The following is a 24,307-nucleotide window of genomic DNA, read 5'->3' on the forward strand; positions in this document are numbered from 1 at the left end:
ATGTGCTCCTGTCGCAGATACCGGCAGTAAACTTCCGTTTTTTGTTAATTCGAGAGGTTAAGTTGACGATCCTGCATACTGTGTTCAGCGCTTAGCTATAGCTGCTGGAGCTAAGCGCGCTGTCTAGAGGATGCTGTCTTCCCGGTTTTTCAGATTTCCGGGTGGGAAAACGCGGAAACCTAGCGGCGATGCACCGGAGCTGCTAGCCGTCATAGAGTGGGAGCGATGCATTTTTCACAGCGAGTAAGCCTTTCGCAGCCCAACGCCATCACTGTGGCGGCGGGGGAAAGGCGCGCCCAGGGGCAGAAACTGGTAAATATCTCTGACTCGAATCCCACTCGGCATGGGCTGGGGGAAGCAGACATCCCCTACCAGGCGGATCCGCGCGGATCCCGCTCAGCCCGCCGCGCCCTCGCAGATTTTCTTTCCCAGAGGGACGGGCGCAGCGTCAATCCCGATAATCTGTATTTGCTTAGTTCCACTTCGCAAGGCTACTCCTGGCTGATGAAGCTGCTTTGCGATCCCGGCGAGGCAGTGCTGGCACCTACCCCTGGATATCCGCTGATAGAGGCTTTGGCTAACTTAGAAAATGTGCAGGTGGCGTCTTATAGTTTTGCTTGGCTAGGGCGAAACTGGGAACTAGATCCGTTTTCGCTACCAGCTGTTGGTGTTTCCCCGCGTCCACGAGCCCTAGTGGTTATCAATCCGGGTAACCCCACCGGCGCCTATTTAGATAGGGGAGAGCGCCAGTTGGTGCAAAAATACTGCGCCGAAAATAATCTGCCCCTGATAGCCGATGAAGTGTTTTATGACTTTCCCATGGACGAGGCGCCGGAATCTCGAGCCCGACTGGCCGGTTGCCCCGAAATCCTCACTTTTGCTCTAGACGGTTTATCGAAGAATCTCTGTGCTCCTGGGGTGAAAATTGCTTGGCTGGAGGTATCGGGTCCGGAGGCGTTAGCGAAGGAGGCAAAAGCGCGGTTAGATATCATCGCGGATGCGTTCTTGCCGTTTAGTGATATTTTGGCCGCGCACCTTCCTGGTTTCTTGGAAAAAATCCCGCGTCAGTTGGAGGAAACTCGCGGGCGCTGCGCCGACAACCTGGCCACGTTGCAAAGTTTAGTAGAGGAGGACCCGGCCAGCCCGGTTACGGTGATGCACCCGCAAGGAGGCTGGAACGTGCTCTTGCGTTTTCCCTCCCATATTGACGAGGACGAGCTGGTGGAAAAACTATTAAACGACTATGGAATTTATTGCCAGCCCGGCTACTTTTTTGACTTGCCCTTCAGTGGCACTATCAGCCTGTCCCTGCTGCTAGAGCCAGATTCTTTCCGAGAAAATGCCGCTAAAGTGCTGCGTTCCATCACGGCCTTGAGCTAGGGGAGCGACCGGTTTCTCGTCCTCTCCCAAGCGATTAGCGGGCGTATATTGATTAATTTTCAATTACTCGAATGCTTCTAGGGCTTCTGGTTCCAGATCGCCACCAGCAACTAACTCCCGCGCTAATTTCTCTATTTCATCAGATAGGGAGATACCGGCGGCGCTTGCCCAATCAAGTGCCAGATCAAGATCGGGGCCATCGTGGATTTCCAGCTCTATTAGGTTTTCTAGTAGGTCAGTGCGACCCGCCTTGCTAATGGTGGCAAGAACCATGTCCCAGGCGTCTAGGTACCCCATCATTGGTGCTGCTCCTTAACATCGGGCGCGGTTAATAATCGTGTAGATTCTTAGCTAGATACGCACTTGTAGCTACTCTACAGCGGCCGCTCTCCTGACTGAGAAAAGTCCCGATAGTTTTAGCTTGACTGTTCGCTTAAAAGATTCTCGTCTCGCAGGGCTGGTAGCGACCGTTTGAGTTTCGCAAAGGTATTAGAGCCTATTCAGCAAGTTTTTAGAGCTGGAATCACAATCGTGTCGATCAGGTTTACCAGTGTTTTAGCATCGGCCTCTCCGCGGGTGAGGATTTCTCCCATCAGGAGTACCAGCGGGAAACGGATGAAGTTTTCGTTAAGTACGCCCTCGTCTAAGCGTCCGGCTGCAACTTCCTGCTGGTAGAGCTGTTCGAGCAGTGCCAGACCCGGATGAGTGGTGGCGGAAGCAAAAATCGCTCTTGTCTCGGGGGTGAGTTCACTCATTAAGGCGATAATGTTTGCCACGCCGACCGCTTGGGCACGGGCAGCTAAGGTACGTGCCGCTGCGTGTAACCCGGCTTCCAAACCTTGGTTGGTAGGAATCTGAGAGATCAGCGGTTTTGCGACATCGAATAACGCGAAAATCACCATATGTGCGCGGCTAGGGAAACGGCGATACAGCACCGGTTTGCTGGTACGCGCCCGGCGTGCCACCCCCTCGAAGGTGACGCCCTGATAACCGCCTTCAGTAAACTCTGCCAGCACCGCTTCTGCGATCGCCTGTCGCAGTTCTTCGTTGCTGCGACGCGCTCGGCGTTCTTTCATTGGGGTCATATTTATATTGTAACTTAGTTTAGATACGCTCCGTATCTAAATGGGGTTATAATGATGCTCAGAAAGCAACTTTTTGTGACTAAACGATGACCTGGAGGTGGTAGCGATGCCTGCAGCGGTATCAATCAATTCCGTTTCCATGCGCTACGGCAAAAAACAAGCATTACGCGAGGTAAGCCTGAATATACCGGAAGCGAGTATTTTTGCGCTGATCGGCCCCTCGGGATGTGGGAAAACGACTTTAGTGAAAATCCTTATGGGGCTACTCAAACCCACCGCGGGCAGCGTAAATATCTTTGATGAGGGCGCGCCAAATTGCGTTAGCGCCAGGCAAACTGGCTATATGGCTCAGGCGGCTGCCCTATATCCGCTACTTACCGGCAGGGAGAATCTCGAGTTTTTTGGCAAACTCTATGGGCTGCGCGGCCAGCAACTAAAAGAGCGGATCAGCGTTATGGCGCAGTTAGTGCGCTTGAGCGAAGACTTAGATACCCAGACGCAAAACTATTCTGGAGGAATGCTGCAACGGCTTTCGCTGGCTGTCGCCCTCTTGCATAACCCGCGCCTGCTGGTACTAGATGAACCCACGATGGGAATCGACCCCCTGCTTCGCAGCGAAATCTGGAAGGAGCTGCGTTCCTTGGCTACCGCGGGGATTACCGTGCTAATCACCACCCATGTGATGGATGAAGCCGAAAAATGCGACCAGCTCGCGATGATGCGCGATGGGCAGGTGCTTGCCGTAGGCGGCGCCTCAGAACTTATTAAGCGGGCGGGTACCTCTACCTTTGAGCAAGCATTCATAAAGTTTGCATCCGGTGAAGAAGCTGTGAGCAGCCCAGATACTAGCCGCCAGGAGGCCGTGAAATGAACGCTTTTACCCTCGCCCAGCGGGTACTTTCCGGTCTGCGTCACGACCGCCGCACCATGGCGCTAGTACTGGTCGCCCCACTGCTGATACTGGGACTGCTGTACCTGATCCTGACCGGTGCCGGATCCACCTGCATAGTAGCGGTAGGAAACGCGCCGCAAGGCTTTGTAAAAACTCTGGAAAATAGCGACAAAGTAGATATCGCCGTCACCAATTTGAAGGGTGATGATTGGAAGGAGCCAGCAGCGGACGCTCCCGCCGCCACTAATGCCCAGTTACGTGCCGCCGTTACCGAAGAGGGCGCCCTCGCCGCGGTTAATGTAGGTAGTGACCTGTCGAAAATAGATATTTATCTAGACGGCACTTCCGCTGCAGACGCGGCAAAAGTACAGGCAGCGATCGCCTCCGCCTTACAGGAGGAGACCCAACAAGCCATAAAAGACCGGCTGTCTGCCCTACCTATCCACTTGCCTGCCGGAGCGATCGCCAGCCCGGAAGTCAGCACCAACTATGTTTACGGGCAGGAGGACGCTAGTATTTTCGATTCCTATGGAGCAGCCCTGGTGGGGCTGATCGTGTTTTTCCTGGTGTTCCTGATTGCCGGAATTAACTTTCTAACCGAACGTACTTCCGGCACGTTGGGGCGAATGCTGGCAACCCCCATTAGGCGCTGGGAGATTGTAGCTGGCTACACGCTTGGCTTTTCCCTGTTGGCGCTGATCCAGACGGTGCTAGTTACCCTATTTGTTATTTACGTAATCGGCATGAAGGTAGTGGGCAGCATCTGGCTGGTGCTGCTAATAAACGCCCTTACTGCCCTGTGTGCACTCACCATGGGGATTCTTATTTCCAACTTGGCGTCCAGCGAATTTCAGATGGTGCAATTTATCCCCATCGTGGTAATTCCCCAGATTTTCTTATGCGGTATCTTTTCCCTTAATCCGGTGTGGGATGCAATCGGTCATGCCGTGCCGCTGTACTACACGGCGAACGCGCTGCAAGGGGTAATTATTCGAGGTAGCGGAATCAGTGACATTTGGCTGCCTATCCTGGTGTTGTCGGGATTTTCCCTGGTGTTTATCTCAGCCAATATCGCGGTATTGCGTCGCCGGCGAGCCTGGTGAAACCCTGAAATCCAGTGGGGTGTAACTCGTCCGGACGCGGTATACCCAAAACTGCAGATGACTGCCGAGAATCATAAACCCACATGGTCCGATATCGATAGCCGGAGTTCTGGGGTCTTTAAAAATCTTGGTCGCAAAGCAACCGCAGCTACCATAATTCTGCCAAAAGAGTTGCGGAAGATATCTTCCGGCTAAGATTCCCGCCCGGTATCTTTACAATTACGGCAAAAAGATCCGCATCGAGATCTAATATAAATGCCAGGGTTGAAAGGAGAGAGTCACCGACGGCTCTAGTGATGAAGGCTCGCGATTCGCGTGCCTCTGTCAATCAGGACAGTAGGGGATTACCCTGCCATTGGTTCACAGATTGACATGGAATTTGACACGTCGTGGCAAAAGAAAGCCCTAGGCTCACAGTAGATCGTTACGGAACTCCCTCCCTTCAACCCGATAGTGAAACCAGCAAAAGTCGCGCCCGCGCAGATTAACTCGCTTAGGCATCTTCTGCGTTTGCCTAACCTAGAGAATCCAGAAGAATCGATTTTATATCCCTCTGCACATGTAGCAATCAGCAGCCACAATACGGCAGAAATCTGGCTCGATCACGATAAAACTACCCCGCTGCGCAAAGTACCGTTGTACTACAAGTATCGAAGTGTCCCAAAGCATTCTGGTGGCAGGCGGATATTGTCGGAACCAAGTTCCAGTTTGAAAAGTTTACAGAGATGGATACTGCGGCATTGCTTCACCGACGATATGGTTTCACCTGCCGCCTATGCGTATCGCCCAGGGCGTTCAATTGAAGACTGTGCCGCCGTACATATAGGCGCTAAATGGGCTTCTCAAGTTCGATCTCAAAGATTTCTTTGGGGGAATTTCCGAGGCTCGAGTATATGAACTCTTTAAAGCTATTGGATATAAAGAGCTTGTCGCGTTTGAACTAGCGCGTCTGACGACTTTTCTGCCGGATAAGAATCTAGGACGTAATATTCAGGCACTTATATAACGAAAAGTTCGAAATAACCCCGGCGGCGCGGAACTACACAAAGCTCGAATTATCAATAGATAGCAGCGATGGTCCCTACCCGAGGTATCGAGACAGCGCGGGGAAGATCATTCGCGGAGTGCTTCCGCAAGGAGCCCCTACCTCGGGGATTATCGCCAATATTTGTGCGGGTGAACTCGATAAAGAGCTTGCGTCTTTAGCCCTGTGTAACGGTTTAAGATATTCGCGGTACTGTGATTATTTATTTTTCTCCCCGTGCCCTGATCATGAACATTTTGACCGCGGTTTCGCAGGTTTAATGATCCGTGACGTCAATCGAGCCGTACTAAAACATGGTTTTCGGATAAACCAAGGCAAAACCAGGGTAGTACCACCTGGGTCTAAGAAGCTGATTTTGGGTCTGCAAGTGGACGATAGCGTTCGTCTGGATACCGCGTTTAAGAAAAATATTGACTACCACATACGCGGAATTGCTAAATTTGGGCTCCAGCAACACGTGGCGCACGCTAAAGGCACCCCGCCCCCAGTATTGAGTTTCCTAAACCATCTGCAAGGATTAATCGCTTTTGCGAAAGGAATCGAGCATTGGTACGGGGAAACACGGGAAACAAACTTGAGAAGGGCATTATCGATTGGTGAAGTAACGCAATAATTCCCGCGTTGCTTTCCGAAGACCGCTGCGACAACTACACGTGATCCCGATTTTGGTAGAAGCTCAATAAATTTGGCAATAACCGCAAAAATCCTACTGGCGAGGGCGAACGCGCAGCCCGCGTTCGCTGCCTTCCCGCGCCAGCCCTTAAAGGTTCGATTCCCCGCGGCTCCACTACGAGCACACTGAATTGATACAATTGCGCAAAACTTGAATTTGTTGAGGATAAGGTTTTATGAATAATAAATACGAAAGCGTAAGAAAATTTTTATTATATCCAGATAATATTGATGACTTTTGGGAAAGTAATGTTTTAATTTGGATTGATTGGAGAGAAGAATGCGAATCTGTAATCAATTACTTTAATAGTGAAATAGGAAATCTTATAGAAGTAGATTTTATAAAAAATAATAAAAATATGGTGATGACATAAAATTAAAATACAGAGCTAAAGAAATAGTTATTCCTTAAATCTTTTCGTGCAAGGTTCTTCGCCTTCCGTGCTTCTTTTACATCCGCACCGAAGCTTTCAAATCCAGGGCAGTCTTTAACTTTTGCCATTTAGCATCACCCACATACATTCTATATTTCATAGATTGTCCGTGGAATGATGCCATATGCAGTTTTCTTAAACTTTATAATTCATATTTCTGTGAACTAATCAGAATTCGGAAATGTCAATAGCGTCTTACATCCATGTGGCACTACGTTTTCGATTTGCATTGTGCCTTTATGTGCCGCCACAATCTGCTGAACAATCAAAAGCCCCAATCCATGCCGCAAGTCCAGACGCTCATCTATACTTTCCATGTAGTGCGGCTTTTCTTCTAGCTCTTGTCGCTTTTCAGGAGACAGACCTACTCCGTTATCTGCAACAGAGAGCGTAAGACCATCATGTGCATTTTCCAGATCAAGCCGAATTTCGCAGCCTCCTGGATTATGTTTGATGCTGTTCTGCACAAGGTTGTTGATTGCCCGTGAAATCAAGCGGGCATCACATTCCAGCCTGGCATTTTCTACTTCTGGCGCAAGTTCAATTTCAACCGTATAGGCATCCGAAATCCCGGAATTGAGCAGTTCCGCCACATAGGAACGAAGGAGTTTGGACAGGCGTATTTTCTCCTTGTGAAGCGGCTGTATTTCATATTCCAGTTGAGACACTAAATTCAAATCCTGCACGAGTTCTTTGATTTTGGCGCTTTGCTTTTGCACGATCACAGCCTGCTCTTTTACCCCCTCACTGGCTATTTTGTCTGCGGCGATCCGGTCTGCATAGCCCATAATCATAGAAAGCGGAGTTCGGATGTCATGAGAGACCCCGCTGATCCAGTTGGCTCTGGCTTCGTTTTGCCTGCTTAATATCAGAGAGGCTTTATTTACGCTGTTCGCAATTTCGGATAACTCTCTATCAATATGGAGAGAAACGGGTTTGCCATCGGCCAATGTTTCAATGGCATCTACAATCGGTTCCGTGTTCTGGATGATCCTGCGTTTTGAAAAATAGTAGGCCAAAAACAGGCACAGCACATCCATGCCCAACGTTCCTATCACATAGAGAGGAATTTTCTGAATAGTCTCCATGGAATAGTAGTTGCTGGTGAGCTTCATATAGCTATTCTTTGGATACCCTAAAACTAACAATCCATCCTCTGTACTCCAGACAAAAACAGGATAATTCTCCAGATAGCCTTTGGAAAATAAAGCTACCTCTTGAATGCTGTAATGTTGCGGCACTTCTTGTGGCACATCGAGCCGCCAGAAGCATTCGCCCGTTGACGTTAGATACATGGCCCAGATATTGTACTGGCGCAATTTCTGCTCTGCGTAATCGGGCAAACCTTCTGTGGTAGCCGCAGTAGAGGTCAGCTCAAGCATGGCGCGCGGGGACGCTTCTCCGTAATCCTCTGAAACTGTGTGATAGAAAGTCACGCCATACAGAACGACATTGACAATTACCAGGATCAAAAGAAATGCAGCGAAAGACGCCAAGTGCTTTGAAATATAGGTTCCAAAAGATTTCAAGGCGTCACTTCCTTGTAATCAGTTTATAACCCAGCCCCTTGATCGTAATCAGGGAAACGGGCTTTGAGGGATCGGCTTCAATTTTTTCCCGAATCCGCCGTACATGGGCATTCAGGCTATTTTCATAGCCGAAAGGATTGTCGCCCCATAATGCTTCACAAAGAGCGTCAACCGTAACGATCTTTCCCTCGTTGCGGGCCAGCGTTCCCAGCAGGGTATGCTCTTTTGCGGTCAGGGGGATAATCTCGCCGCCCTTGTTGACCTCTGCCCGGCTAAAATCAATCGTACATCCATCCAGGAAAACCCGCGGGCTGTCCTCTTTATAAGTTCGGCGCAAAATCGCATAGACACGCAGTAATAGCTCCTGCGGCATAAACGGCTTTGAAATATAATCGTCTGCTCCAAGGCCAAGACCGGCCAACTTGTCTGCTGCTTCGTCTTTTGCGGTCAGAAAGATGATTGGCACATTTGTAAAAGTGCGGAGCTGCTTCATCAGGGAAAAGCCGTCCCCATCTGGCAGCATGACATCCAAAACCATCAAGTCGGGTTTTTCTTTTTCTGCCGCTATTATAGCCTCTTTTACCGTTGCGGCAGTAAGTACCGTTTCAAAACCAGCATCGCTTAAAATATCGGATACCATTTTCAGCAAATCTGGCTCATCGTCTACAAGCAAGAGCTTCTTCCGATGCAGAAAAGAGTTGTCCATAGCGTCACCTCCCGAAAGTATTATAAAAAAGGATTTAAAGTCTGCGGAGGGCATCCTCAAAAAGTAAGGTAAAAGTAAGGACGGGAGAATGTAGATGTCAGGTTGAACTTGTACCGTAGAAGCATCGAAAGGAGATGCTTCTATGGACTACATCATTACAACGGAACATTTGACCAAGAAATATAAGAACTTCACTTCGGTCAATCATGTTTCGCTTCATATTCGCAAGGGCAGCATTTATGGTTTTCTTGGCCCGAACGGGGCAGGCAAATCCACTACCATGAAAATGCTGTTGGGGTTGACCGCTCCCACAAAAGGCAGCTTTACCATTGATGGGAAACAGTTTCCGCAGGATCGGATTGCCATTCTCAAAGAGATCGGCTCTTTCATCGAAGCGCCATCTTTCTACGCAAATCTCACCGGGCGGGAAAATCTTGACATTATCCGCCGCATTTTGGGACTGCCGAAAGCTGATGTGGAAGATGCTCTGGAACTGGTAGGGCTGACCGAGTTTGGCGACCGGCTGGCAAAACAGTATTCGCTGGGAATGAAGCAACGCTTGGGCCTTGCCGGGGCGCTCTTGGGGCGTCCGCCGATTCTGATTCTGGACGAACCCACAAACGGTCTTGACCCGTCTGGTATCCACGAAATCCGCAATCTGGTAAAATCCTTGCCCAGCCTTTACGACTGCACGGTGCTGATCTCGTCCCATATGCTGTCTGAAATCGAATTGATTGCAGATGACATTGGGATTCTCAACCACGGGCGGCTGCTGTTTGAGGGAAGCATGAATGATCTGCGTCAATACGCCCTGCAATCCGGCTTCGCTGCGGACAATCTGGAAGATGTGTTCCTTTCTATGGTTGAGAAAGATAACAGGGACAGAAAGCAGAGGGCAAAATTATGAAAACGCTGGCAATCGAACTTCGGAAAGAAAAGCGAACCGGCGTGATTCCCGTGCTGCTGGCCGTTGGTGTCTTGGGAGCCGCCTACGCATTTGTCAATTTCATTGTGCGGAAAGACATACTTCTGAATCTGCCGCTTGCCCCGATGGATGTCTTGTTGACCCAGCTCTACGGCATGATTATGGTGCTGAATCTGTTCGGTATCGTAATTGCTACCTGCATGATCTACAACATGGAATTTAAGGGAAGTGCCGTAAAGAAGATGTATATGCTTCCCGTCAGCGTCCCGGCCATGTATCTGTGCAAATTTCTGATTCTGACGGTCATGTTTTTGATTGCAATCGTGCTGCAAAACCTGGCACTTGCACAGATCGGAATGACGGACTTGCCGAATGGAGCATTTGAGATGGGTACTCTGGTACGCTTTGCCGGATACTCTTTTCTCACATCCATGCCGGTACTGTCGTTTATGCTGCTGATTTCCTCGCGCTTTGAAAATATGTGGGTGCCGCTTGGAATTGGTGTTGCCGGTTTTCTGAGTGCTATGGCCCTTGCAAATTCGGGGCTGACGCTTTTGCTGGTGCATCCTTTTGTGATTATTCTGAAACCAGCAGTAGCCAAGAGCGCCCAGCCTGATTCGACGGTTGCCCTTGTCGCTTTGGTGGAAACACTGTTGTTCCTTGCTGTGGGCTTGTGGCTGGCGAAGTACAGACGCTACGAGTAAGGAGGGATAATAAGAAATGAGCTTTTTGGATTTACTCAAAATCGAGTTTATGAAAGTAAAACGCTCCAAAATCGTACCCCTGATTTTCATTGCACCTTTATTGGTGGTGGTTTTCGGGGTTGCGAATTTGAGCAACTACTTTACACCGGAATACACCAATGCGTGGCCTGCCATGTTTATTCAAAGTGCGCTTGTTTACGCCTACTATCTGCTTCCATTCAGCATGATCGTGGTTTGCGTGATGATCGCAGGACGAGAAACAGGAAATAACGGGATTCTGAAAATGCTGGCGCTACCGGTCAGCCGCTGCGCATTATCCATTGCCAAATTCTGTGTGCTTACCTTTTATCTGTTTATGGAGATGGTGGTGTTTCTTGTCGTATTTGTAATCGCTGGGCTGATTGCGACACAGACAATGGGAGTAACAGAAACCCTGCCGATCCTATATCTTCTGAAATGGTGCTTGGCGCTGTTTCTGACTATGCTGCCGTGCATTGCGGCTATGTGGGCCATCACTGTGCTGTTTGAAAAACCGCTTCTTTCTGTGGGATTAAATCTGCTGCTTGTGATTCCCGGTGTATTGGTTGCGAATACGCCGCTGTGGATCGCCTACCCGTACTGTTACAGCGGTTATCTCGTTTCCTGCTCTCTCCATGACTTTACAGCAGAAACTTCCGACGCCGCTTTTTCGTTTTCGGTGTTTCCGTTCCTGCCGTGCGCGATTGTAGTGTTCGGCCTGTTTATCGCGCTGGCTGTCACCCAATTTGGGAAAAAAGAAATGAGATAAAACTATGGAAAAGAAAAAACTTCAACCAGTTAGTATCGCTGCGCTCATTGTGAGCATCATACCGCTGGCGGCTCTTGCCCCATCGCTTCTGCACCTTTCGCTGTCGGATGGAGTCCGAACCGCTTGGACCGGAGCCAATATCGCTTTTGTCCTGCTGGGTCTGATTCTTTCGGTGGTATGTGTGCGGAGCAGGGAAAGCCGCAGCATAATCAATATTGTATCAACTGCAATCAGCGTTTTTTGGCTGCTGCTGATGGTGGGAACTGTCGCACTTGCCATGTTCCTTACTTTCGTTCAGTGAAGAAACAGTTATGCGTAGAGTTGGGAAATTTATTGGATGATGCCTGATCGCGGTTTCTTTGCTGGCTTGTACTGCCTGCTCCGGCCTCGATAGGTTAAGTGATAACCTAAAAGACGGAGCAGAGCAGTTGAGCGATGATGCGGTGATTGGGAAAAGCAACGCTCTTGTCACCCCATATCAGTCCTTTGAGGGCAGCCGGACTTCGGACAACGATGCTTTTCTGTCCACCTATGACGCTTCTGTAACTGGAGTTAATGGACAGGATATTTTCGTTGTAGACACCGACCTCAAAGAAAATGAGTGCCGTGAATAGTGATCCGATACCAGTTTGATTCCCTCGACGGAGAATGTCAGCTCATTTACATCTCACCGGATTTAGAGGAACAAGTGCTTTCTGAATCTGCCAGAGGAAATGTTACTGTTCAGCTTCAAGAAGGCGCAAACTACATCGGGATTACCGGCACATATTATTCAGGCACGATCCAGGTTACCGTGGAATAAGCGACAGAATGATATGAAGCGAATGCTGATAGTAGACGACAACACGGAATTTCTGGAAACCCTGTCAACCGTGCTATCCAGTGATTTTGATACGATTACGGCCACAGGCGTCAAGGACGCATGGAATATTCTTCAAGCAATTACCGTAGATGCAATATGTTCCGATTTCAATATGAAAGCTGGCACAGGATTGGATTTGCTTGAAGATATTCGTCAAAAAGGAATCTCTGTTCCTTTCCTGCTTATGTCTAGCAACGACGATTCCCTGCTTGAAACGCAGACAAAATTTTATGGCGGCGTTTTCTGCTGTAAAACAGATTGTGATTTGATTGCAAAAATAAAGGCACTAAATAAATCTATCTTCTTCATGTAAAAAATAAAGGAAACTATAGTTGACGAGAAGTCTTTTTATGACCTATATGCTTATGTTAGTAAATTGGAAAGTATAACTCATGCAGAATTAAGAGATTTATATTTTATTCAAAATCAAGTAATGAGGCATATTGTTTACCACTTTGATCAAAATGATATGAGTGAAATTCTAAACTTTCCGACAGAATACTGGAAGTATATTGACCTTTTAGATCATGCTATAAATAATATTTGTTCTATTGTTATATAGTTAACTCCCAGTTTGTCGAGGTAATACTTTTTAACGATAGCCTTAAGCTATCGTTAAAAAGTTCATGGATATGTTCCTAAATACGAACGTAGCTACTTGACATACTTAGTGTTCACTCGTTTCATGTGGAAATATGAGCAGTGTCTGAAGGCGGAGGTTCGTCCAAGGTCGACCCGCTGTACACCGTCGACCCGGCTCCGGGCATGGAGGACGTGCTCAAGGAGATGGGCTCGGAAGCCAAGGTCAACCTGGTTGTCGTTGTCAACGACCTGTCCAACCTGGACGAGGCCAAGGCGGCCGCCAAGGAAGCCGATCTGGTTGTTCTGATGGCTGGCCTGGTGGCCACCGAGGGCGCTGACATGAAGAACGCCAACATGTTCAACGACCAGAACAAGATGCTCGACGAGCTGCTTGGCCTCAACGACAAGACCGTCGTTGTGATGAAGGACTCCGCTCCCGTGCTCATGCCTTGGCAGGACAAGGCCCCGACCATCCTTGAGGTTTGGAACCAGGGCACTGAGGACGGCCACGTCGTCGCCGATCTTCTCTTCGGCCGCATCAACCCGTCCGGCAAGGTTTCGACCACCTACCCGGCTCGCGAAGAGGACACCATCTACTCCAACCATCCCGAGCGCCACCCAGGCGTGGAAGAGGATGCCGGCTACCCGGTTATTTGCTACTCCGAGGGTTGAATATGGGCTACCGCTGGTGGCAGTCGCAGGGCATCAAGCCGCTGTTCGCTTTCGGGCACGGCCTGTCCTACACCACCTTCGAGCTCAGCGATGTTGCGGTAGACACGAAGAAGCTCACCGACGCCCCCGTCACCGTGACCGCCAAGGTGACCAACACCGGCGATCGTGCTGGCGCTGAGGTCGTCCAGGTCTACCTGGGCATCCCCGAGGACGGTCAGCCGCCGAAGCGTCTGGTTGGTTTCCAGAAGGTTCAGCTCGAGCCCGGCGAGAGCAAGACCGCGACCATCGTCATCGACCCGGCCGCCACCAACCACCCGTTCGGTGTCTGGTGCAAGGCTGCGGAAGATTTCGTTATCCGCGATGGCGAATACAAGGTTTACGTGGGCACCTCCAGCGAGGACACCCCGTTCATCAAAACCATCACGCGCTAAGCTCGCGTTAATCGGAGGAGCACCTTTATGGGTGCTCCTCCTTTTATGTTTCCGGGAGATCCGCTTCCCTTTTAATAACAACGCGGTTGTCTAGAATGACTGTTGTGACTACCTCTCGTGATTCTTCGGTTTTGGTGTTGGTTGATCTACAGAACGATTTTCTTCCCGGTGGATCGCTCGGCACTAAGATGGGCAATGTTGCTGCCGCCGCCGTCGCGGACTATGTGCGCGAGCATGGCAATGACTACGCCTACATCGTGGCTACCAAAGACTGGCACATCGACCCGGGCACGCACTTCTCGGATAACCCGGATTTCGTGGACTCCTGGCCCCCGCACTGCGTGAAGAGCACCACGGGCGCTGACTTTGGCCCCCAGATCGACGCATCTGAGGTTGACGAGGTCTTTTACAAGGGCGAATACGAGGCCGCCTACTCTGGCTTCGAGGGCCACGCATCTTCGGGCGAAACGATGTCAGCATGGCTTAAGGATCGCAACATCACCCACCTGGACGTGGTCGGCATCGCCACGGATCACTGCGTGCGGGCAACCGCCCTGGATGCCCTTGACGACGGCTTCACCGTGACGGTATTCGCGGACAAGACCGCCCCGGTCTCCCAAGAACGAGCGGCAGAATCGCTGAGGGAAATTGAAGCCGCGGGCGGAAGGGTGCGAGAAAAAGTCCCGGCTTAAAGGCCTGCCACGACACCACGCTGCGTACGCTCCAGGAGGGTTATTTTGTTCCATGCGTTTTATTCATAGTGTGTCTACATCCGCAACACGAGAACTGTTTTTTGTTCTGGTAATACTTTGTAGACCAGATGGTGTTGGATATTGATTCTTCGTGAATAGTAGCCGGATAGGTTTCCGACAAGCTTTTCGTAGCGTGGCGGATTAGTGAATGGATCTTGAGCTAAAACGTTTAATGGTTTTTGTGTTTTTGGTTTAAGACCGCTACTGGCAAGTTTTTTGGCGTCTTTTTGTGCGGCTTTTGAGTAGACGATTTTCCAGTTACTCACCAGTCCAGCCTATTGCTAGCAGCTTCAATACCTTCTTGGTCGGCCTCGATGACCGATTGGCTCATACCTGGGATCGAGTTTAGGTAAAGGGTTTCTTGGATTGCGCTCCAATCGTCTTCACCTATTAATACTGCGTTGCCACGTTTGCCGGTGATGGTGATGGTTTGAGATTCTTCGTTGGCTTGATCTACGAGTCGGTATAGGTTGGCTCGGGCTTTGGTGACACTTATGGCAGTCATTTTTCTTCCTTCTTTAGCTAGTACGGTTTAACGTACATGAATGAGCATAGCTGTAATTTAGGTGAAAAATAACCACCTGTTTTCAGGTGGGTTTTGGGTATTAACCCATAAACAAGCCTATTTTCGCCCATTGGTGGATAGAAATACTTTTTGGCGCTTGTTTATCGGAACCTTCCGTCAGCCTAGGAATCTGACAAACTGTGCCGAGCCAGCGACGTTTCCAACAGTTAACCAGCACAGCCACCTAAATCGATAAAACAACCCCGACAAGGCAAAACGCCAGGTTTTAGGGCATAAAAATAGGACGCTCACTTTGTATCAAAATGAGCGTCCTAATGGTGCAGGTAATCCCTGACGGGATTACGCACTATTTCCTCACTCTCACTAACAAGCAAACTTGCTTGCCGTTCGAGTTCGTCATGGTGGAGCCGCGGGGAATCGGCGGTGCTGCGCACCAGCAAGGGTTTTCGGAGCACAGCCTCCAAAAATCACTGGCGCGGGCGAACGCTCAGCCCGCGTTCGCGACCTTCCCGCGCCTGCTGGATTGGCTTGGTATCTAATGCCTGTGTTTGTTGTTCTGGTTCTACAAATTCTGTTTTCAGTATGCTAAACGTATACCGTGTAATGGTAAGTTAATTTGCGGTTAGAGGAGAGTAGAAAACGAAAGGAGGGTGCGGTTGCAGGACTACAGATAAAACTGACCTGGGGAACCTGTTAGCCCTAGCCGGTCTACTACTTGCCTTGTGGGATCACTTCCATAAAGACGAAAACTAGCCGGTAAGGTCTGGCGGGGTCGAAATAGAAAGTAGCTACTTCGACCCCGCCTAGGTCAGATTCTACCAGCCAACACCGCTAAAGAAACATGAATCGAAAAAAGTTTAAGGGACATCTCGGAACCTTAGGGTGTCTTATCGCTATTGGTGGCGCTAACTTAGCCATCACTGACCTGCAGGCTGCCACCTGGAAGACGGTAACCATGTGGGTTATTTGGGTCATCGCCATGGGAGTATGTCTATATGATCTGAGCGCTGGAGGTAAAGGCGATGAATGAGACTTTCTTGGCGTTGCGTGATGTAGCGCGCCTAATCGGTGTCACTCGCGGTACGGCGGCATCTTATAAAGCTAAGGGGATGCTTCCAGCCCCTGACGTAGTGATTGGTCTTGACGACCGGGCGGTCGCTGGGTGGCGTAGGGAAGCAATCGTTAAATGGAATGAGGGGCGTCCTGGGAAAGGCAACCATAGTCGATAGATAGCGTTTTTGGGTATGCGAAACCACTCCTTCCGGGTGACGGTTCGGCATGTTTTTCTTCCATAGGATGGGTGGGAGTTGATATCTACCCGAGCGATGCTGTTAATCAGTAACAAAAGCGGGTGATTTTTGGGTCAAGAGAACAACGAAAAAGCGATATTGATGCCCAACTGATACGTTCGAGTGGAGGAAAATAAAATAGGACGCTCACTTTGTATCAAAATGAGCGTCCTAGTGGTGCTGGTAATCCCTGACGGGATTACGCACTATTTCCTCACTCTCACTAACAAGCAAACTTGCTTGCCGTTCGAGCTCGTCATAGTGGAGCCGCGGGGAATCGAACCCCGGTCCAACTGGTACTCCTGCATTCTTCTCCGTGCGCAGTTTGCCTGAGCTTTTTCTCAGCCTGAATCTACTTGGCAAACTAGAGATTCTATAGGCTCAGTCACTGTAAAGTGTCGCTGCAATCCCATTGACGAAAACTGCAGCCAGTGGCTCCTGAAAAACGACGCCAGGAACCGAGGTAGAAGCACCCTCGGAGCTGACGGACTTTTAAAGGCTCTGCTTAAGCAGCTAGAGCGAAGTCAGTGCGGTTATGTTTAGCACTTATTGTTTTGTGAAGGACGTTAGCGAGATGACTCCACATTCTCGGCACGCTTCTCTGCAACCAATACCAGCTGTCGAAACCGATCGACCCCTATTAAGTTAAAAAAACAACCGGCGCGAACGCCGTCTTTCATTCTCAAAGATTTTTCCCTAATAGTCAATACTTACGGTGACACTTTCCGTTTCGCGCTCAGCAAATATCTGTGTTAGCACCTATTAAAACCTTAGGTATGCAAACATTTTTGCCTTATTAGCCGCTAAGATGGGGGATATGCAAATGCGTAACGGCTTATCAGATCCAGACGGCGTACAAAGAGAGGGCGGCCTAGGAGTTCTGGAGCGTCCAGAAACTCGCCGCCAAGAACCCGGTGACAAAGACCGTTACGCGCATTATGTCTCGGCGCACCGCTTGGCGGCTTCACGCCTTACCGGACAGCCGGTAGTGGCTCTTTGTGGCAAGGTGTGGGTACCCACTCGCGAGGTGCGAAATCATCCGATCTGCCCCCGTTGCGTAGAAATTAAAAAGGAAATGGATGCCTCCGGTGGACCCGACTGGCCATTCCGCACCCCGGGGGGACCGCGTTAAAACTGACTTGACCAGGTGAAATTACCCAGCAAAACTATCTTTTTTTCAATAGGGAGCGGCTGCAGCTTATAGCTAGCTAACTGGTAGCCGCTCCCTAATCGTTTTAGTTAACTGTCCAATAAAAATCTTCTAGCGACGAGGATCTGGATTGTCGCTAGGAGCCTCGACCTCGTCCTCGCGATCGGTTAGATCGACAATTTCGGTAGGAATCGCTGCTTCCCCTGCTGAAAGCCGCCAGCCCTGGTAGGGGAGTTCGTTACGTGCCTGTAAGTGATGGTTTTGAGCATCTTGCAAAGCCTGTTTACCTACGTAACGCGAATTGGGTTGCCCGTCGGTAACTAGATCAACTAAAAGCGGGCGGGCATTGCGGCGCGCGAACTCGGCCTGCGCCTGCTCGGCATTATCTGCTACTACCACCAGTTCTGCATTGGCGTATCCGTCCTCGCCGCGGGCGCGGCCTGCGAACTTGCGTCCCCCCAAAGTGGATTTAGAGATAGAGCGTTTCGCCACATCGTGAATGGAGCCATCCTCATTGACCCGCTGCACCAGTTTGTAAACTAAGGCGGCAGTCGGAATTCCGGAACCAGTTACCATTTTGGTGCCCACTCCATAGGAATCAACTGGAGCGGCACCGAGGGCGGCAATCGCGTATTCGTCCAGGTCATTGGTGACTGTAATCTTGGTGCTTTGTGCGTCCAAAGAATCTAGCAAAGCCCTAACTTTGAAAGCTTCGGCTACCAGGTCTCCCGAATCTAAACGGACGCATCCCAGTTCTCCGCCAGCTTCCCGTGCCAGTTTTACCCCGCGCTTTACCGCCCGCGGAACATCAAAGGTGTCTACTAGTAAGGTAGTGCCCGGTCCTAGGTTAGCCAGTTGCGCCCGGAAGGCGTCCTCTTCGCTGTCGTGAATCAAAGTGAACGAGTGTGCGGCCGTCCCGATAGTAGGGATTCCGTAACGTTTGCCAGCTTCTAGGCAGGAAGTTCCCTTAAAACCGGCAATATAGGAGGCGCGCGCGGCAGAAACCGCACTGCGTTCATGGGTGCGCCGCGCTCCCATATCTACACACGGCCTTCCGTGGGCGGCGATAGTCATCCGCGAGGCCGCGCTGGCGACCGCGCAGTCATGATTAAGGATCGACAGTAGCAGTGTTTCTAGTAAAACACATTCCGCAAAACTACCTTCAACCTGTAGTAGGGGAGAGGATTCAAAATAACATTCCCCCTCGGTGTAGCCGCGAATACTACCCTTAAATTTATAAGTTTTTAGGAAGTCAAGGCAGTCGTCGCTAACTATCTTTTCTCGGGAAAGATAGTCGATTTCATCAGCTGAAAATTCGAAACGTTCGAGAGCCTCGATAATACGGGCATTGCCGGCCATCACCCCGAAACGACGGGCTGGCGGCAGTCGGCGACCAAATAGTTCAAAAATGGCACCCCGATTCCAAGTGCCAGACTGCAGGGCGGCATCCACCATGGTCAGTTCATACATGTCCGTTAACAAAGCGGTGTTTACTGAAGAACTCATATTTTCAGCATACTCAAAAATAGCTAATATTCCAGTTTTCGACTCGCGGGCGAAAACAAAATTTGGTAGGTAAATACCCGCCTAAAGAAAATCATCTTCCAAAACCCCCCATTCTGTGCATCCTTTTTAATACCCTGAATGTATGGTTAATCATCTGGTTTCCGGTTCGGGGACTCCTTCATACTCGGGAAGTGCCTGTCGGCGGCAATGGCGGGTCACCATCTCGCGAGATCCAGTTAACCAGCCGCGATATGTGGAAAGGGTTTTAGCTCACCAGTTTTCCATGTCCAGCGAAAAAGCGCGGCGTACTCGACTTGAAATCTTTAACCAGGGGCAAACTGAAGTAGCCTCGGGTACCCGCGAGAGAATGGAAGCCCTGGTGCAGGCGCTACACAGTTATGGTTTATGCGCCACCCTTGACAGGTCGGACGCAAAATGAACGCTTTCCGTCCCGTTCCCGGGGGATGGGAATGTTCGATTGGGGAAGTTGAGCGCAGCCTCTTCTTAAAAGCGATTTCCGAAGTGCGTACCTTGCTTGACCCTCCGATATTACCTTTTGAAATCACTACTATGCTCGGAGAGGATGATCATGAGGAATCGGGCGCCGATATTCATCTCCCGAATGCTTCTCTAGATCGGCTCTTGCCTCCAGGATCAGTTGATGAGGAAACCGCGCAAACTATGCGGGATCTGACTGATTCCCAACTGCGCACTCAAAAATATGAACGGCTAGACCGTCTCTATCAGCTTCTTTCCGATCAGTCCGGTTCAGTGCTGGTCGTAAAAAGCGGAGAAGAATGGGATTGGCTTGGCGGTATAAACGATGTGCGTCTGGCCATATCTGGCAAACTTGAACCCGAAGATTTATGGGTTGATTCTCAGACCAATGGAGAAACGTCTGCGCAGTTAAAACCCAAAACAGGGAATGAACAATTTGAGAAAGTCCTGGTTATTTCCTTCTATAAATGGCTCTCCGGGTGGCAAGATTCACTCTTGCAAGCGATAGATAGCTGGCCGCAGCCTAGCTAGGCTATTTTTGTGAGTAACGAATCCGCTATCGGTATTTTCGACTCGGGAGTCGGTGGGCTAACGGTTGCGCGCGCAGTTTTAGATGTGTTGCCCCGCGAAGAGATCCGTTACGTGGGGGATACTGCCCACACCCCCTACGGGGAAAAGGATCTCGACACTGTGCGTCGTTATTCCCTATCCATTATGGATTCCCTGGTGGAATCGGGAGTGAAAATGCTGGTCATAGCTTGCAATACTGCCTCGTGTGCAGTACTGGATGAAGCGCGGTTTCGCTACCAGGGTCAGCAGGGGATTCCGGTAGTGGAAGTGGTGCAGCCGGCAGTTGAAAATGCAGTTACCCGTTCTCGTAACGGTAAAATTGGGGTAATCGGTACCAGAGCTACGATTGACTCCCAGGTTTACCAGCGTAAACTCTCTGGGATGGGGGCGGAAGTTTTCACTCAAGCTTGTCCGCGTTTTGTAGAGTTTGCCGAGGAAGGTATTACTGCCTCTCCGGAATTATTCGATGTCACTGAAGAATATTTAACTCCCCTAAAAGCCGCGGGAATAGATACGTTAGTGCTCGGTTGTACTCACTATCCGCTGCTAGTCGGGCCGATTTCTTATTTCATGGGAGAAAACGTATCCCTGATTTCATCATCGTCGGCAGCAGCACGAAAAGTCTATGGGGAATTGGTAAAGGCTAAAATGCTACGTCCTTTCGGGGTTGAAAAAGCTGATCACCATTTTATTTGTACCGAAGCTAAAAATAGTTTTACCGCTCTTGCCTCCCGGATAATGGGGGCAAATTTTAACGGAATCAAAGAGGAGTGCATTACAAACTAATGATGGTCACAGTAGTAGGGGTAACTGGCTCCATGTCCGGACCGACCTCCCCGGCTTCCTGCTACCTAGTGCAGGCGGAAGGAACCGATGCTCTCGGGCTACCCCACACCTACTCGGTAGTTTTTGATTTAGGGCCAGGGTCTTTCGGACAGCTTTGGAACTATACGGATCCCACGAAACTAGATGCAGTGGTACTCTCGCATCTGCACGCCGATCACTGTTCAGATATTGTTTCTATGCAGGTGCATCGACGTTGGCATCCAGGCGGTTCTCTCGGGCCTATCCCGGTCTACGCACCCAAGGGGGTCAAAGACCGGGTGCGTGGCTTGGACGGTTTTAGTCCCCGCGATGACTTCAGTGGTGAATTCGATTTTCATCATATTAAGCAGGGACGAGCATTTACTGTTGGTCCTTTGCAGATTAAGCCTTTTGCGGCCTGGCATTCAGTTCCTGCGTTTTCTTTCCGGGTAGAAGGCCCCGGTAAAAATGGTCAGGCAGTCTTCACTTACTCGGGGGATTCAGATGAGTGCGATACTTTAGTGCAGGCTGCTGCGAACTCTGATCTGTTTTTTTCCGAATGTGGTTTTACCAGTGATGACGAGGTTCGTGGGATTCATATGTCGGGGGATCGTGCCGGGCGGGTTGCCCAAAACTCGGGAACTAAGAAACTGGTACTTACCCATATTCAACCTTGGACCGACCCCGAAGTTCCGCTTCAGGAAGCAAAAACTACCTGGCGAGGGGAACTGGAAATCGCCCGTTCCGGGATGCAGTTCGAGCTTTAGTAGACCATTCAATCAGAGGCGTCATTAGGGGCGTGCCTGTGCGGGAGTAACGCGTCCTCCTAGCTTGATAGTGGCCGCAATCGCGGGGGCAAGGGCGCGGAAAGCTTTGCCCCGATGTGACAGAGCGTTCTTTTCCTCTGGGCTCAGTTCTGCGTTAGTGCGCTGTTGCCCTTCAGCAAGGAAAATTGGGTCGTAACCAAAGCCGCTTTCACCTCGCGGAGCTTTAAGTATCATCCCGTTCATCTTCCCGAGGCAGTGCCGCTCTAAACCTGCTGGCGACACTAGCACCGCCGCACACACAAAGCTGGCTCTCCGGTTCTCTTCGGGAACGTCACGAAGCTGGTTCAGCAATAACTGCAGGTTTGCGTGATCATTCCCATGGTGTCCGCACCAGCGTGCCGAGAAAATTCCCGGTGCTCCTCCCATAATGTCCACGCATAGTCCCGAGTCATCCGCAACTGTGGGTATCCCGGTTCTTTGCGCCACTAAACGTGCCTTAATCAGGGCATTTTCAGTAAAACTCACCCCGTCCTCGCATGGTTCTTCGATTCCAAGGCCTTCGGCTCCCACGATCATTTCCGGATAAAAATCAGGGATTAGAGGGGAGAGAATATCGGATAGTTCACGCACTTTATGGGGATTATGGGTGGCAAGAATCAACCGGACAGTAGGAGGTATCTTCATGAAAGTGTCTCCGTCTGGAGAGCTGAAATCTCTTTAATTCCTTTGTCTGCTAGTTTCAGTAGCTCATCCAACTGGGAGCGGTCGAAAGTTTGTCCTTCGGCGGTTCCTTGGATTTCCACAAACTTGCCTGAGCCGGTTGCTACGATGTTCATATCTACATCGGCACGTGAATCCTCTTCGTAAGGTAAATCTAACAGCGCGTTTCCCTCGATAAAACCTACCGAAACCGCGCACAGGGAATCAGCAAGCACCTTACCGGGGCTTATCCATCCCTTTTCTTGTCCCACTTTAATCGCATCTACCAGGGCAACATATGCACCGGTAATCGAGGTAGTGCGGGTACCGCCGTCAGCACTGAGCACATCACAGTCCAGCACGATGGTGTTTTCTCCCAAGGCGCTCATATCTACAATCGAGCGCAGCGAGCGGCCGATTAACCGGGAGATTTCGTGCGTTCGGCCTCCGATTTTTCCGCGTACAGATTCGCGTCCTGAACGGGTTGCGGTGGCACGCGGGAGCATCGCATACTCGGCAGTCACCCATCCTAGACCGGAATCTTGCCGCCAACGGGGCACTCCCTGAGTTAGGGAAGCATTGCAGAGTACACGGGTATTTCCGCAGTCAATCAACACAGAGCCTTCGGCCTGCTGTGCCCAGTTACGGGTGATTTTTAACGGGCGCATCTGGTCAAAAGCGCGTCCATCGGCGCGCACAAATTTTTCACTACTCACGATGCCGATTATATGATGAGGCTCAACTTAGGCGACATTTAAGCACGTAAATCAACCTTCGCCGCAAATTTTGCCGCCTCCTTTTATTAATTTGTTTATACGCTAAGTTAAAGGGGTTTATCAGGGAAAATAACATTTGGATGGTTAGGTAAAAATGAATATGGATGCTACCGAGGCCTAAAGCCGATAGGTTAGAGGACATGGATACTCCTGCGCTTTCCCGTTTTCGCCTCGATCTGGATACTGGGTGTCGCCAGTTTGTAAACGTCCCCAGTCTCTTACGCGAGGGCGCCACGGAAGTAGTTGCGGTCGCTGATCGTCGCCGGGTGTTGCTGCCGCTTACGAAGGGAGTTAGTGCGGGGCCCGAAATGGCTGCTTCGCGTTCTCATGTAGATGCCCCCGCAGGTAGCGGACGTCTTTATCGCCTGGGCAGCGCGGAACGACAAATGTTAGGACAAATTGAGTCCTGGGACGAGCGCTATCAAGCAGGTAAAGCCTGGTATCTGGGCAGAGATGGCGCTACTAGCCGGGTTGCCCTATTTGTTAGTGACCATGAACTGGCGGGAATCGCCGAACATACCACCACCTCTCTGGGTTTAATCCCGCTGCGTCAAGTAGGGGCATTTCTAGGGGGAGAGGATGCAGCTATCGCCACCCATGCGGTTTGCCTCGCGGTCTGGCATGGTGATACCAGCTATTGTTCCCGTTGTGCCACCCCACTCAGTGTCGCTGCCAGCGGTTGGGAGCTGCATTGCCCAGAATGCTCGAATATCTTCTACCCGCGTCAAGACCCCTCGGTTATCGTGGCTATCAGGGATGACTCTGATCGTTTGTTATTGGCGCACAACACTGCTTGGGAGAGTAATTTTTACTCCTTGATTGCCGGATATCTGGAAGTCGGGGAGTCTTTAGAGGCAGCTGTACAGCGCGAAATTGCGGAAGAAGTCGGACTGGAAGTCGAGGAAGTGCGTTACCTGACCTCCCAGCCATGGCCGTATCCTCGTTCGTTAATGCTGGGTTTTTTTGCTCGTTCTCACAGCCCTTATTTTATATTGGATGAAACCGAGATTGACCGTGCTATGTGGGTAACGAGAACCGAGTTTATGCAGCTAGTGGTGGGAAAAGAAATTAGTCCTCCCGGGCCGGCCACTATTGCCGCCAATCTGATCGAAAGGTGGCTGGGACAGCCAATCGTTCGTCCCGAAGACCGTAACCTTTAAG

At 50.4% G+C, this 24,307-nt stretch carries 32 protein-coding genes, 1 other RNA gene and 1 pseudogene; 24 read left to right on the plus strand and 10 right to left on the minus strand.

The window, feature by feature from the left end:
- Positions 1-225 precede the first annotated feature (225 nt).
- Positions 226-1,380, plus strand: coding sequence for a pyridoxal phosphate-dependent aminotransferase (locus tag EFB02_RS04535; protein ID WP_122820376.1), 1,155 nt, complete (start codon positions 226-228; stop codon positions 1,378-1,380).
- A gap of 63 nt (positions 1,381-1,443) precedes the next feature.
- On the opposite strand, the gene EFB02_RS04540 is transcribed toward EFB02_RS04535, so the two are convergent.
- Both EFB02_RS04540 and EFB02_RS04545 read right to left on the minus strand, forming a co-directional pair.
- Positions 1,444-1,680, minus strand: coding sequence for a hypothetical protein (locus EFB02_RS04540; RefSeq protein WP_122820377.1), 237 nt, complete (start codon positions 1,678-1,680; stop codon positions 1,444-1,446).
- Positions 1,681-1,880: 200 nt separating this feature from the next.
- Positions 1,881-2,465 (minus strand): TetR/AcrR family transcriptional regulator, encoded by a 585-nt coding sequence (locus tag EFB02_RS04545; RefSeq protein WP_122820378.1) that lies wholly within the window; start codon positions 2,463-2,465, stop codon positions 1,881-1,883.
- Between the two features lie 106 nt (positions 2,466-2,571).
- Between EFB02_RS04545 and EFB02_RS04550 the strand changes: the two genes are divergently transcribed.
- The 4 genes from EFB02_RS04550 to EFB02_RS04565 all read left to right on the plus strand — a co-directional run bounded on the left by EFB02_RS04550 (position 2,572) and on the right by EFB02_RS04565 (position 6,551).
- Positions 2,572-3,336: an ABC transporter ATP-binding protein gene (locus EFB02_RS04550; RefSeq protein WP_122820379.1), complete on the plus strand. Its 765-nt coding sequence runs from the start codon at positions 2,572-2,574 to the stop codon at positions 3,334-3,336.
- Positions 3,333-4,460: an ABC transporter permease gene (locus tag EFB02_RS04555; protein ID WP_122820380.1), complete on the plus strand. Its 1,128-nt coding sequence runs from the start codon at positions 3,333-3,335 to the stop codon at positions 4,458-4,460. The genes EFB02_RS04550 and EFB02_RS04555 overlap by 4 nt, the downstream gene beginning before the upstream one ends.
- Positions 4,461-5,584: 1,124 nt before the next feature.
- Complete coding sequence (locus EFB02_RS04560) at positions 5,585-6,118, plus strand: RNA-dependent RNA polymerase family protein (protein ID WP_500466447.1); 534 nt, start codon at positions 5,585-5,587, stop codon at positions 6,116-6,118.
- Between the two features lie 235 nt (positions 6,119-6,353).
- Positions 6,354-6,551: a hypothetical protein gene (locus tag EFB02_RS04565; RefSeq protein ID WP_122820382.1), complete on the plus strand. Its 198-nt coding sequence runs from the start codon at positions 6,354-6,356 to the stop codon at positions 6,549-6,551.
- 224 nt (positions 6,552-6,775) lie between these two features.
- Here EFB02_RS04565 and EFB02_RS04570 read toward each other — a convergent pair whose 3' ends face one another.
- Positions 6,776-8,140: a sensor histidine kinase gene (locus EFB02_RS04570; RefSeq protein ID WP_122820383.1), complete on the minus strand. Its 1,365-nt coding sequence runs from the start codon at positions 8,138-8,140 to the stop codon at positions 6,776-6,778.
- Positions 8,141-8,144: 4 nt separating this feature from the next.
- The gene (locus EFB02_RS04575) at positions 8,145-8,846 is read right to left on the minus strand and encodes a response regulator transcription factor (protein WP_122820384.1); all 702 of its coding nucleotides are present in this window, start codon (positions 8,844-8,846) and stop codon (positions 8,145-8,147) included.
- 142 nt (positions 8,847-8,988) lie between these two features.
- Between EFB02_RS04575 and EFB02_RS04580 the strand changes: the two genes are divergently transcribed.
- From EFB02_RS04580 to EFB02_RS04620, 9 genes are all read left to right on the plus strand, one after another.
- Positions 8,989-9,753 (plus strand): ABC transporter ATP-binding protein, encoded by a 765-nt coding sequence (locus EFB02_RS04580; protein ID WP_060920723.1) that lies wholly within the window; start codon positions 8,989-8,991, stop codon positions 9,751-9,753.
- Positions 9,750-10,475 (plus strand): ABC transporter permease, encoded by a 726-nt coding sequence (locus EFB02_RS04585; RefSeq protein WP_122820385.1) that lies wholly within the window; start codon positions 9,750-9,752, stop codon positions 10,473-10,475. The genes EFB02_RS04580 and EFB02_RS04585 overlap by 4 nt, the downstream gene beginning before the upstream one ends.
- A 16-nt stretch (positions 10,476-10,491) precedes the next feature.
- Complete coding sequence (locus EFB02_RS04590; RefSeq protein WP_122820386.1) at positions 10,492-11,262, plus strand: ABC transporter permease; 771 nt, start codon at positions 10,492-10,494, stop codon at positions 11,260-11,262.
- Between the two features lie 4 nt (positions 11,263-11,266).
- Entirely contained in the window at positions 11,267-11,563 is a 297-nt protein-coding gene (locus EFB02_RS04595; RefSeq protein ID WP_122820387.1) for a hypothetical protein, read from the plus strand.
- Between the two features lie 127 nt (positions 11,564-11,690).
- On the plus strand, positions 11,691-11,876 hold the full coding sequence (locus EFB02_RS08745) for a hypothetical protein (RefSeq protein ID WP_200831534.1): 186 nt from the start codon (positions 11,691-11,693) through the stop codon (positions 11,874-11,876).
- A gap of 99 nt (positions 11,877-11,975) precedes the next feature.
- A complete protein-coding gene (locus tag EFB02_RS04605; protein ID WP_200831535.1) occupies positions 11,976-12,437 on the plus strand; it encodes a response regulator in 462 nt (153 codons plus the stop codon).
- A 389-nt stretch (positions 12,438-12,826) separates the two neighbouring features.
- Complete coding sequence (locus tag EFB02_RS08750) at positions 12,827-13,378, plus strand: glycoside hydrolase family 3 protein (RefSeq protein WP_200831536.1); 552 nt, start codon at positions 12,827-12,829, stop codon at positions 13,376-13,378.
- 2 nt (positions 13,379-13,380) lie between these two features.
- Complete coding sequence (locus EFB02_RS08755) at positions 13,381-13,809, plus strand: fibronectin type III-like domain-contianing protein (protein WP_200831537.1); 429 nt, start codon at positions 13,381-13,383, stop codon at positions 13,807-13,809.
- A gap of 104 nt (positions 13,810-13,913) precedes the next feature.
- On the plus strand, positions 13,914-14,501 hold the full coding sequence (locus EFB02_RS04620; RefSeq protein ID WP_234992733.1) for an isochorismatase family protein: 588 nt from the start codon (positions 13,914-13,916) through the stop codon (positions 14,499-14,501).
- Between the two features lie 74 nt (positions 14,502-14,575).
- Here EFB02_RS04620 and EFB02_RS04625 read toward each other — a convergent pair whose 3' ends face one another.
- On the minus strand, positions 14,576-14,827 hold the full coding sequence (locus EFB02_RS04625; RefSeq protein ID WP_122820390.1) for a Txe/YoeB family addiction module toxin: 252 nt from the start codon (positions 14,825-14,827) through the stop codon (positions 14,576-14,578).
- The gene (locus EFB02_RS04630; protein WP_122820391.1) at positions 14,824-15,066 is read right to left on the minus strand and encodes a type II toxin-antitoxin system Phd/YefM family antitoxin; all 243 of its coding nucleotides are present in this window, start codon (positions 15,064-15,066) and stop codon (positions 14,824-14,826) included. Before EFB02_RS04630 ends, EFB02_RS04625 begins: the two co-directional genes overlap by 4 nt.
- A 323-nt stretch (positions 15,067-15,389) precedes the next feature.
- Between EFB02_RS04630 and EFB02_RS04635 the strand changes: the two genes are divergently transcribed.
- The 4 genes and pseudogenes from EFB02_RS04635 to EFB02_RS04645 all read left to right on the plus strand — a co-directional run bounded on the left by EFB02_RS04635 (position 15,390) and on the right by EFB02_RS04645 (position 16,316).
- The gene (locus tag EFB02_RS04635; RefSeq protein ID WP_122820392.1) at positions 15,390-15,626 is read left to right on the plus strand and encodes a hypothetical protein; all 237 of its coding nucleotides are present in this window, start codon (positions 15,390-15,392) and stop codon (positions 15,624-15,626) included.
- Positions 15,627-15,744: 118 nt separating this feature from the next.
- Positions 15,745-15,840 (plus strand): annotated as a pseudogene (locus EFB02_RS08915) (hypothetical protein); the annotation flags it as partial.
- Positions 15,841-15,928: 88 nt separating this feature from the next.
- Positions 15,929-16,117: a hypothetical protein gene (locus EFB02_RS04640; protein WP_122820393.1), complete on the plus strand. Its 189-nt coding sequence runs from the start codon at positions 15,929-15,931 to the stop codon at positions 16,115-16,117.
- Entirely contained in the window at positions 16,110-16,316 is a 207-nt protein-coding gene (locus EFB02_RS04645) for a helix-turn-helix transcriptional regulator (RefSeq protein WP_122820394.1), read from the plus strand. The genes EFB02_RS04640 and EFB02_RS04645 overlap by 8 nt, the downstream gene beginning before the upstream one ends.
- Before the next feature lie 319 nt (positions 16,317-16,635).
- On the opposite strand, the gene ssrA is transcribed toward EFB02_RS04645, so the two are convergent.
- Positions 16,636-17,014: a transfer-messenger RNA gene (gene ssrA / locus EFB02_RS04650) on the minus strand.
- Positions 17,015-17,199: 185 nt separating this feature from the next.
- Between ssrA and EFB02_RS04655 the strand changes: the two genes are divergently transcribed.
- The gene (locus EFB02_RS04655) at positions 17,200-17,508 is read left to right on the plus strand and encodes a DUF3039 domain-containing protein (protein WP_122820395.1); all 309 of its coding nucleotides are present in this window, start codon (positions 17,200-17,202) and stop codon (positions 17,506-17,508) included.
- Positions 17,509-17,637: 129 nt separating this feature from the next.
- Here EFB02_RS04655 and EFB02_RS04660 read toward each other — a convergent pair whose 3' ends face one another.
- Positions 17,638-19,032, minus strand: coding sequence for a nicotinate phosphoribosyltransferase (locus EFB02_RS04660; protein ID WP_122820396.1), 1,395 nt, complete (start codon positions 19,030-19,032; stop codon positions 17,638-17,640).
- Between the two features lie 142 nt (positions 19,033-19,174).
- Here EFB02_RS04660 and EFB02_RS04665 point away from each other — a divergent pair, with 142 nt between their 5' ends.
- From EFB02_RS04665 to EFB02_RS04680, 4 genes are read left to right on the plus strand one after another with little or no spacing between them, the layout of a single operon-like run.
- On the plus strand, positions 19,175-19,471 hold the full coding sequence (locus tag EFB02_RS04665; protein ID WP_122820397.1) for an ATP-dependent Clp protease adaptor ClpS: 297 nt from the start codon (positions 19,175-19,177) through the stop codon (positions 19,469-19,471).
- On the plus strand, positions 19,468-20,061 hold the full coding sequence (locus tag EFB02_RS04670; protein WP_122820398.1) for a DUF2017 family protein: 594 nt from the start codon (positions 19,468-19,470) through the stop codon (positions 20,059-20,061). Before EFB02_RS04665 ends, EFB02_RS04670 begins: the two co-directional genes overlap by 4 nt.
- Before the next feature lie 9 nt (positions 20,062-20,070).
- Positions 20,071-20,886, plus strand: a complete 816-nt coding sequence (murI, locus tag EFB02_RS04675) for a glutamate racemase (RefSeq protein ID WP_200831538.1) — start codon at positions 20,071-20,073, stop codon at positions 20,884-20,886.
- Positions 20,871-21,671, plus strand: a complete 801-nt coding sequence (locus EFB02_RS04680) for an MBL fold metallo-hydrolase (RefSeq protein ID WP_234992734.1) — start codon at positions 20,871-20,873, stop codon at positions 21,669-21,671. Before murI ends, EFB02_RS04680 begins: the two co-directional genes overlap by 16 nt.
- 24 nt (positions 21,672-21,695) lie before the next feature.
- Here the strand turns inward: EFB02_RS04680 and rdgB are convergent, their stop codons facing one another.
- On the minus strand, positions 21,696-22,355 hold the full coding sequence (rdgB, locus tag EFB02_RS04685) for an RdgB/HAM1 family non-canonical purine NTP pyrophosphatase (RefSeq protein ID WP_122820401.1): 660 nt from the start codon (positions 22,353-22,355) through the stop codon (positions 21,696-21,698).
- The gene (gene rph / locus EFB02_RS04690; RefSeq protein WP_327395219.1) at positions 22,352-23,086 is read right to left on the minus strand and encodes a ribonuclease PH; all 735 of its coding nucleotides are present in this window, start codon (positions 23,084-23,086) and stop codon (positions 22,352-22,354) included. The genes rdgB and rph overlap by 4 nt, the downstream gene beginning before the upstream one ends.
- A gap of 164 nt (positions 23,087-23,250) precedes the next feature.
- Between rph and nudC the strand changes: the two genes are divergently transcribed.
- Positions 23,251-24,306, plus strand: a complete 1,056-nt coding sequence (gene nudC / locus EFB02_RS04695) for an NAD(+) diphosphatase (protein ID WP_122820403.1) — start codon at positions 23,251-23,253, stop codon at positions 24,304-24,306.
- The last annotated feature ends 1 nt before the right edge of the window (position 24,307 follow it).

The sequence above is a fragment of the Varibaculum vaginae genome, assembly GCF_900604285.1.
GTDB classification, from domain to species: domain Bacteria; phylum Actinomycetota; class Actinomycetes; order Actinomycetales; family Actinomycetaceae; genus Varibaculum; species Varibaculum vaginae.

Coding starts and splice junctions, on each gene's coding strand:
- EFB02_RS04535 (WP_122820376.1), top strand. CDS start 226: ATGCATTTTTCACAGCGAGTAAGCCTTTCGCAGCCCAACGCCATCACT.
- EFB02_RS04540 (WP_122820377.1), bottom strand. CDS start 1,680: ATGATGGGGTACCTAGACGCCTGGGACATGGTTCTTGCCACCATTAGC.
- EFB02_RS04545 (WP_122820378.1), bottom strand. CDS start 2,465: ATGACCCCAATGAAAGAACGCCGAGCGCGTCGCAGCAACGAAGAACTG.
- EFB02_RS04550 (WP_122820379.1), top strand. CDS start 2,572: ATGCCTGCAGCGGTATCAATCAATTCCGTTTCCATGCGCTACGGCAAA.
- EFB02_RS04555 (WP_122820380.1), top strand. CDS start 3,333: ATGAACGCTTTTACCCTCGCCCAGCGGGTACTTTCCGGTCTGCGTCAC.
- EFB02_RS04565 (WP_122820382.1), top strand. CDS start 6,354: ATGAATAATAAATACGAAAGCGTAAGAAAATTTTTATTATATCCAGAT.
- EFB02_RS04575 (WP_122820384.1), bottom strand. CDS start 8,846: ATGGACAACTCTTTTCTGCATCGGAAGAAGCTCTTGCTTGTAGACGAT.
- EFB02_RS04580 (WP_060920723.1), top strand. CDS start 8,989: ATGGACTACATCATTACAACGGAACATTTGACCAAGAAATATAAGAAC.
- EFB02_RS04585 (WP_122820385.1), top strand. CDS start 9,750: ATGAAAACGCTGGCAATCGAACTTCGGAAAGAAAAGCGAACCGGCGTG.
- EFB02_RS04590 (WP_122820386.1), top strand. CDS start 10,492: ATGAGCTTTTTGGATTTACTCAAAATCGAGTTTATGAAAGTAAAACGC.
- EFB02_RS04595 (WP_122820387.1), top strand. CDS start 11,267: ATGGAAAAGAAAAAACTTCAACCAGTTAGTATCGCTGCGCTCATTGTG.
- EFB02_RS04605 (WP_200831535.1), top strand. CDS start 11,976: ATGTTACTGTTCAGCTTCAAGAAGGCGCAAACTACATCGGGATTACCG.
- EFB02_RS08755 (WP_200831537.1), top strand. CDS start 13,381: ATGGGCTACCGCTGGTGGCAGTCGCAGGGCATCAAGCCGCTGTTCGCT.
- EFB02_RS04630 (WP_122820391.1), bottom strand. CDS start 15,066: ATGACTGCCATAAGTGTCACCAAAGCCCGAGCCAACCTATACCGACTC.
- EFB02_RS04635 (WP_122820392.1), top strand. CDS start 15,390: ATGAGCGTCCTAATGGTGCAGGTAATCCCTGACGGGATTACGCACTAT.
- EFB02_RS04640 (WP_122820393.1), top strand. CDS start 15,929: ATGAATCGAAAAAAGTTTAAGGGACATCTCGGAACCTTAGGGTGTCTT.
- EFB02_RS04645 (WP_122820394.1), top strand. CDS start 16,110: ATGAATGAGACTTTCTTGGCGTTGCGTGATGTAGCGCGCCTAATCGGT.
- EFB02_RS04655 (WP_122820395.1), top strand. CDS start 17,200: ATGCGTAACGGCTTATCAGATCCAGACGGCGTACAAAGAGAGGGCGGC.
- EFB02_RS04660 (WP_122820396.1), bottom strand. CDS start 19,032: ATGAGTTCTTCAGTAAACACCGCTTTGTTAACGGACATGTATGAACTG.
- EFB02_RS04665 (WP_122820397.1), top strand. CDS start 19,175: ATGGTTAATCATCTGGTTTCCGGTTCGGGGACTCCTTCATACTCGGGA.
- EFB02_RS04670 (WP_122820398.1), top strand. CDS start 19,468: ATGAACGCTTTCCGTCCCGTTCCCGGGGGATGGGAATGTTCGATTGGG.
- rdgB (WP_122820401.1), bottom strand. CDS start 22,355: ATGAAGATACCTCCTACTGTCCGGTTGATTCTTGCCACCCATAATCCC.
- nudC (WP_122820403.1), top strand. CDS start 23,251: ATGCTACCGAGGCCTAAAGCCGATAGGTTAGAGGACATGGATACTCCT.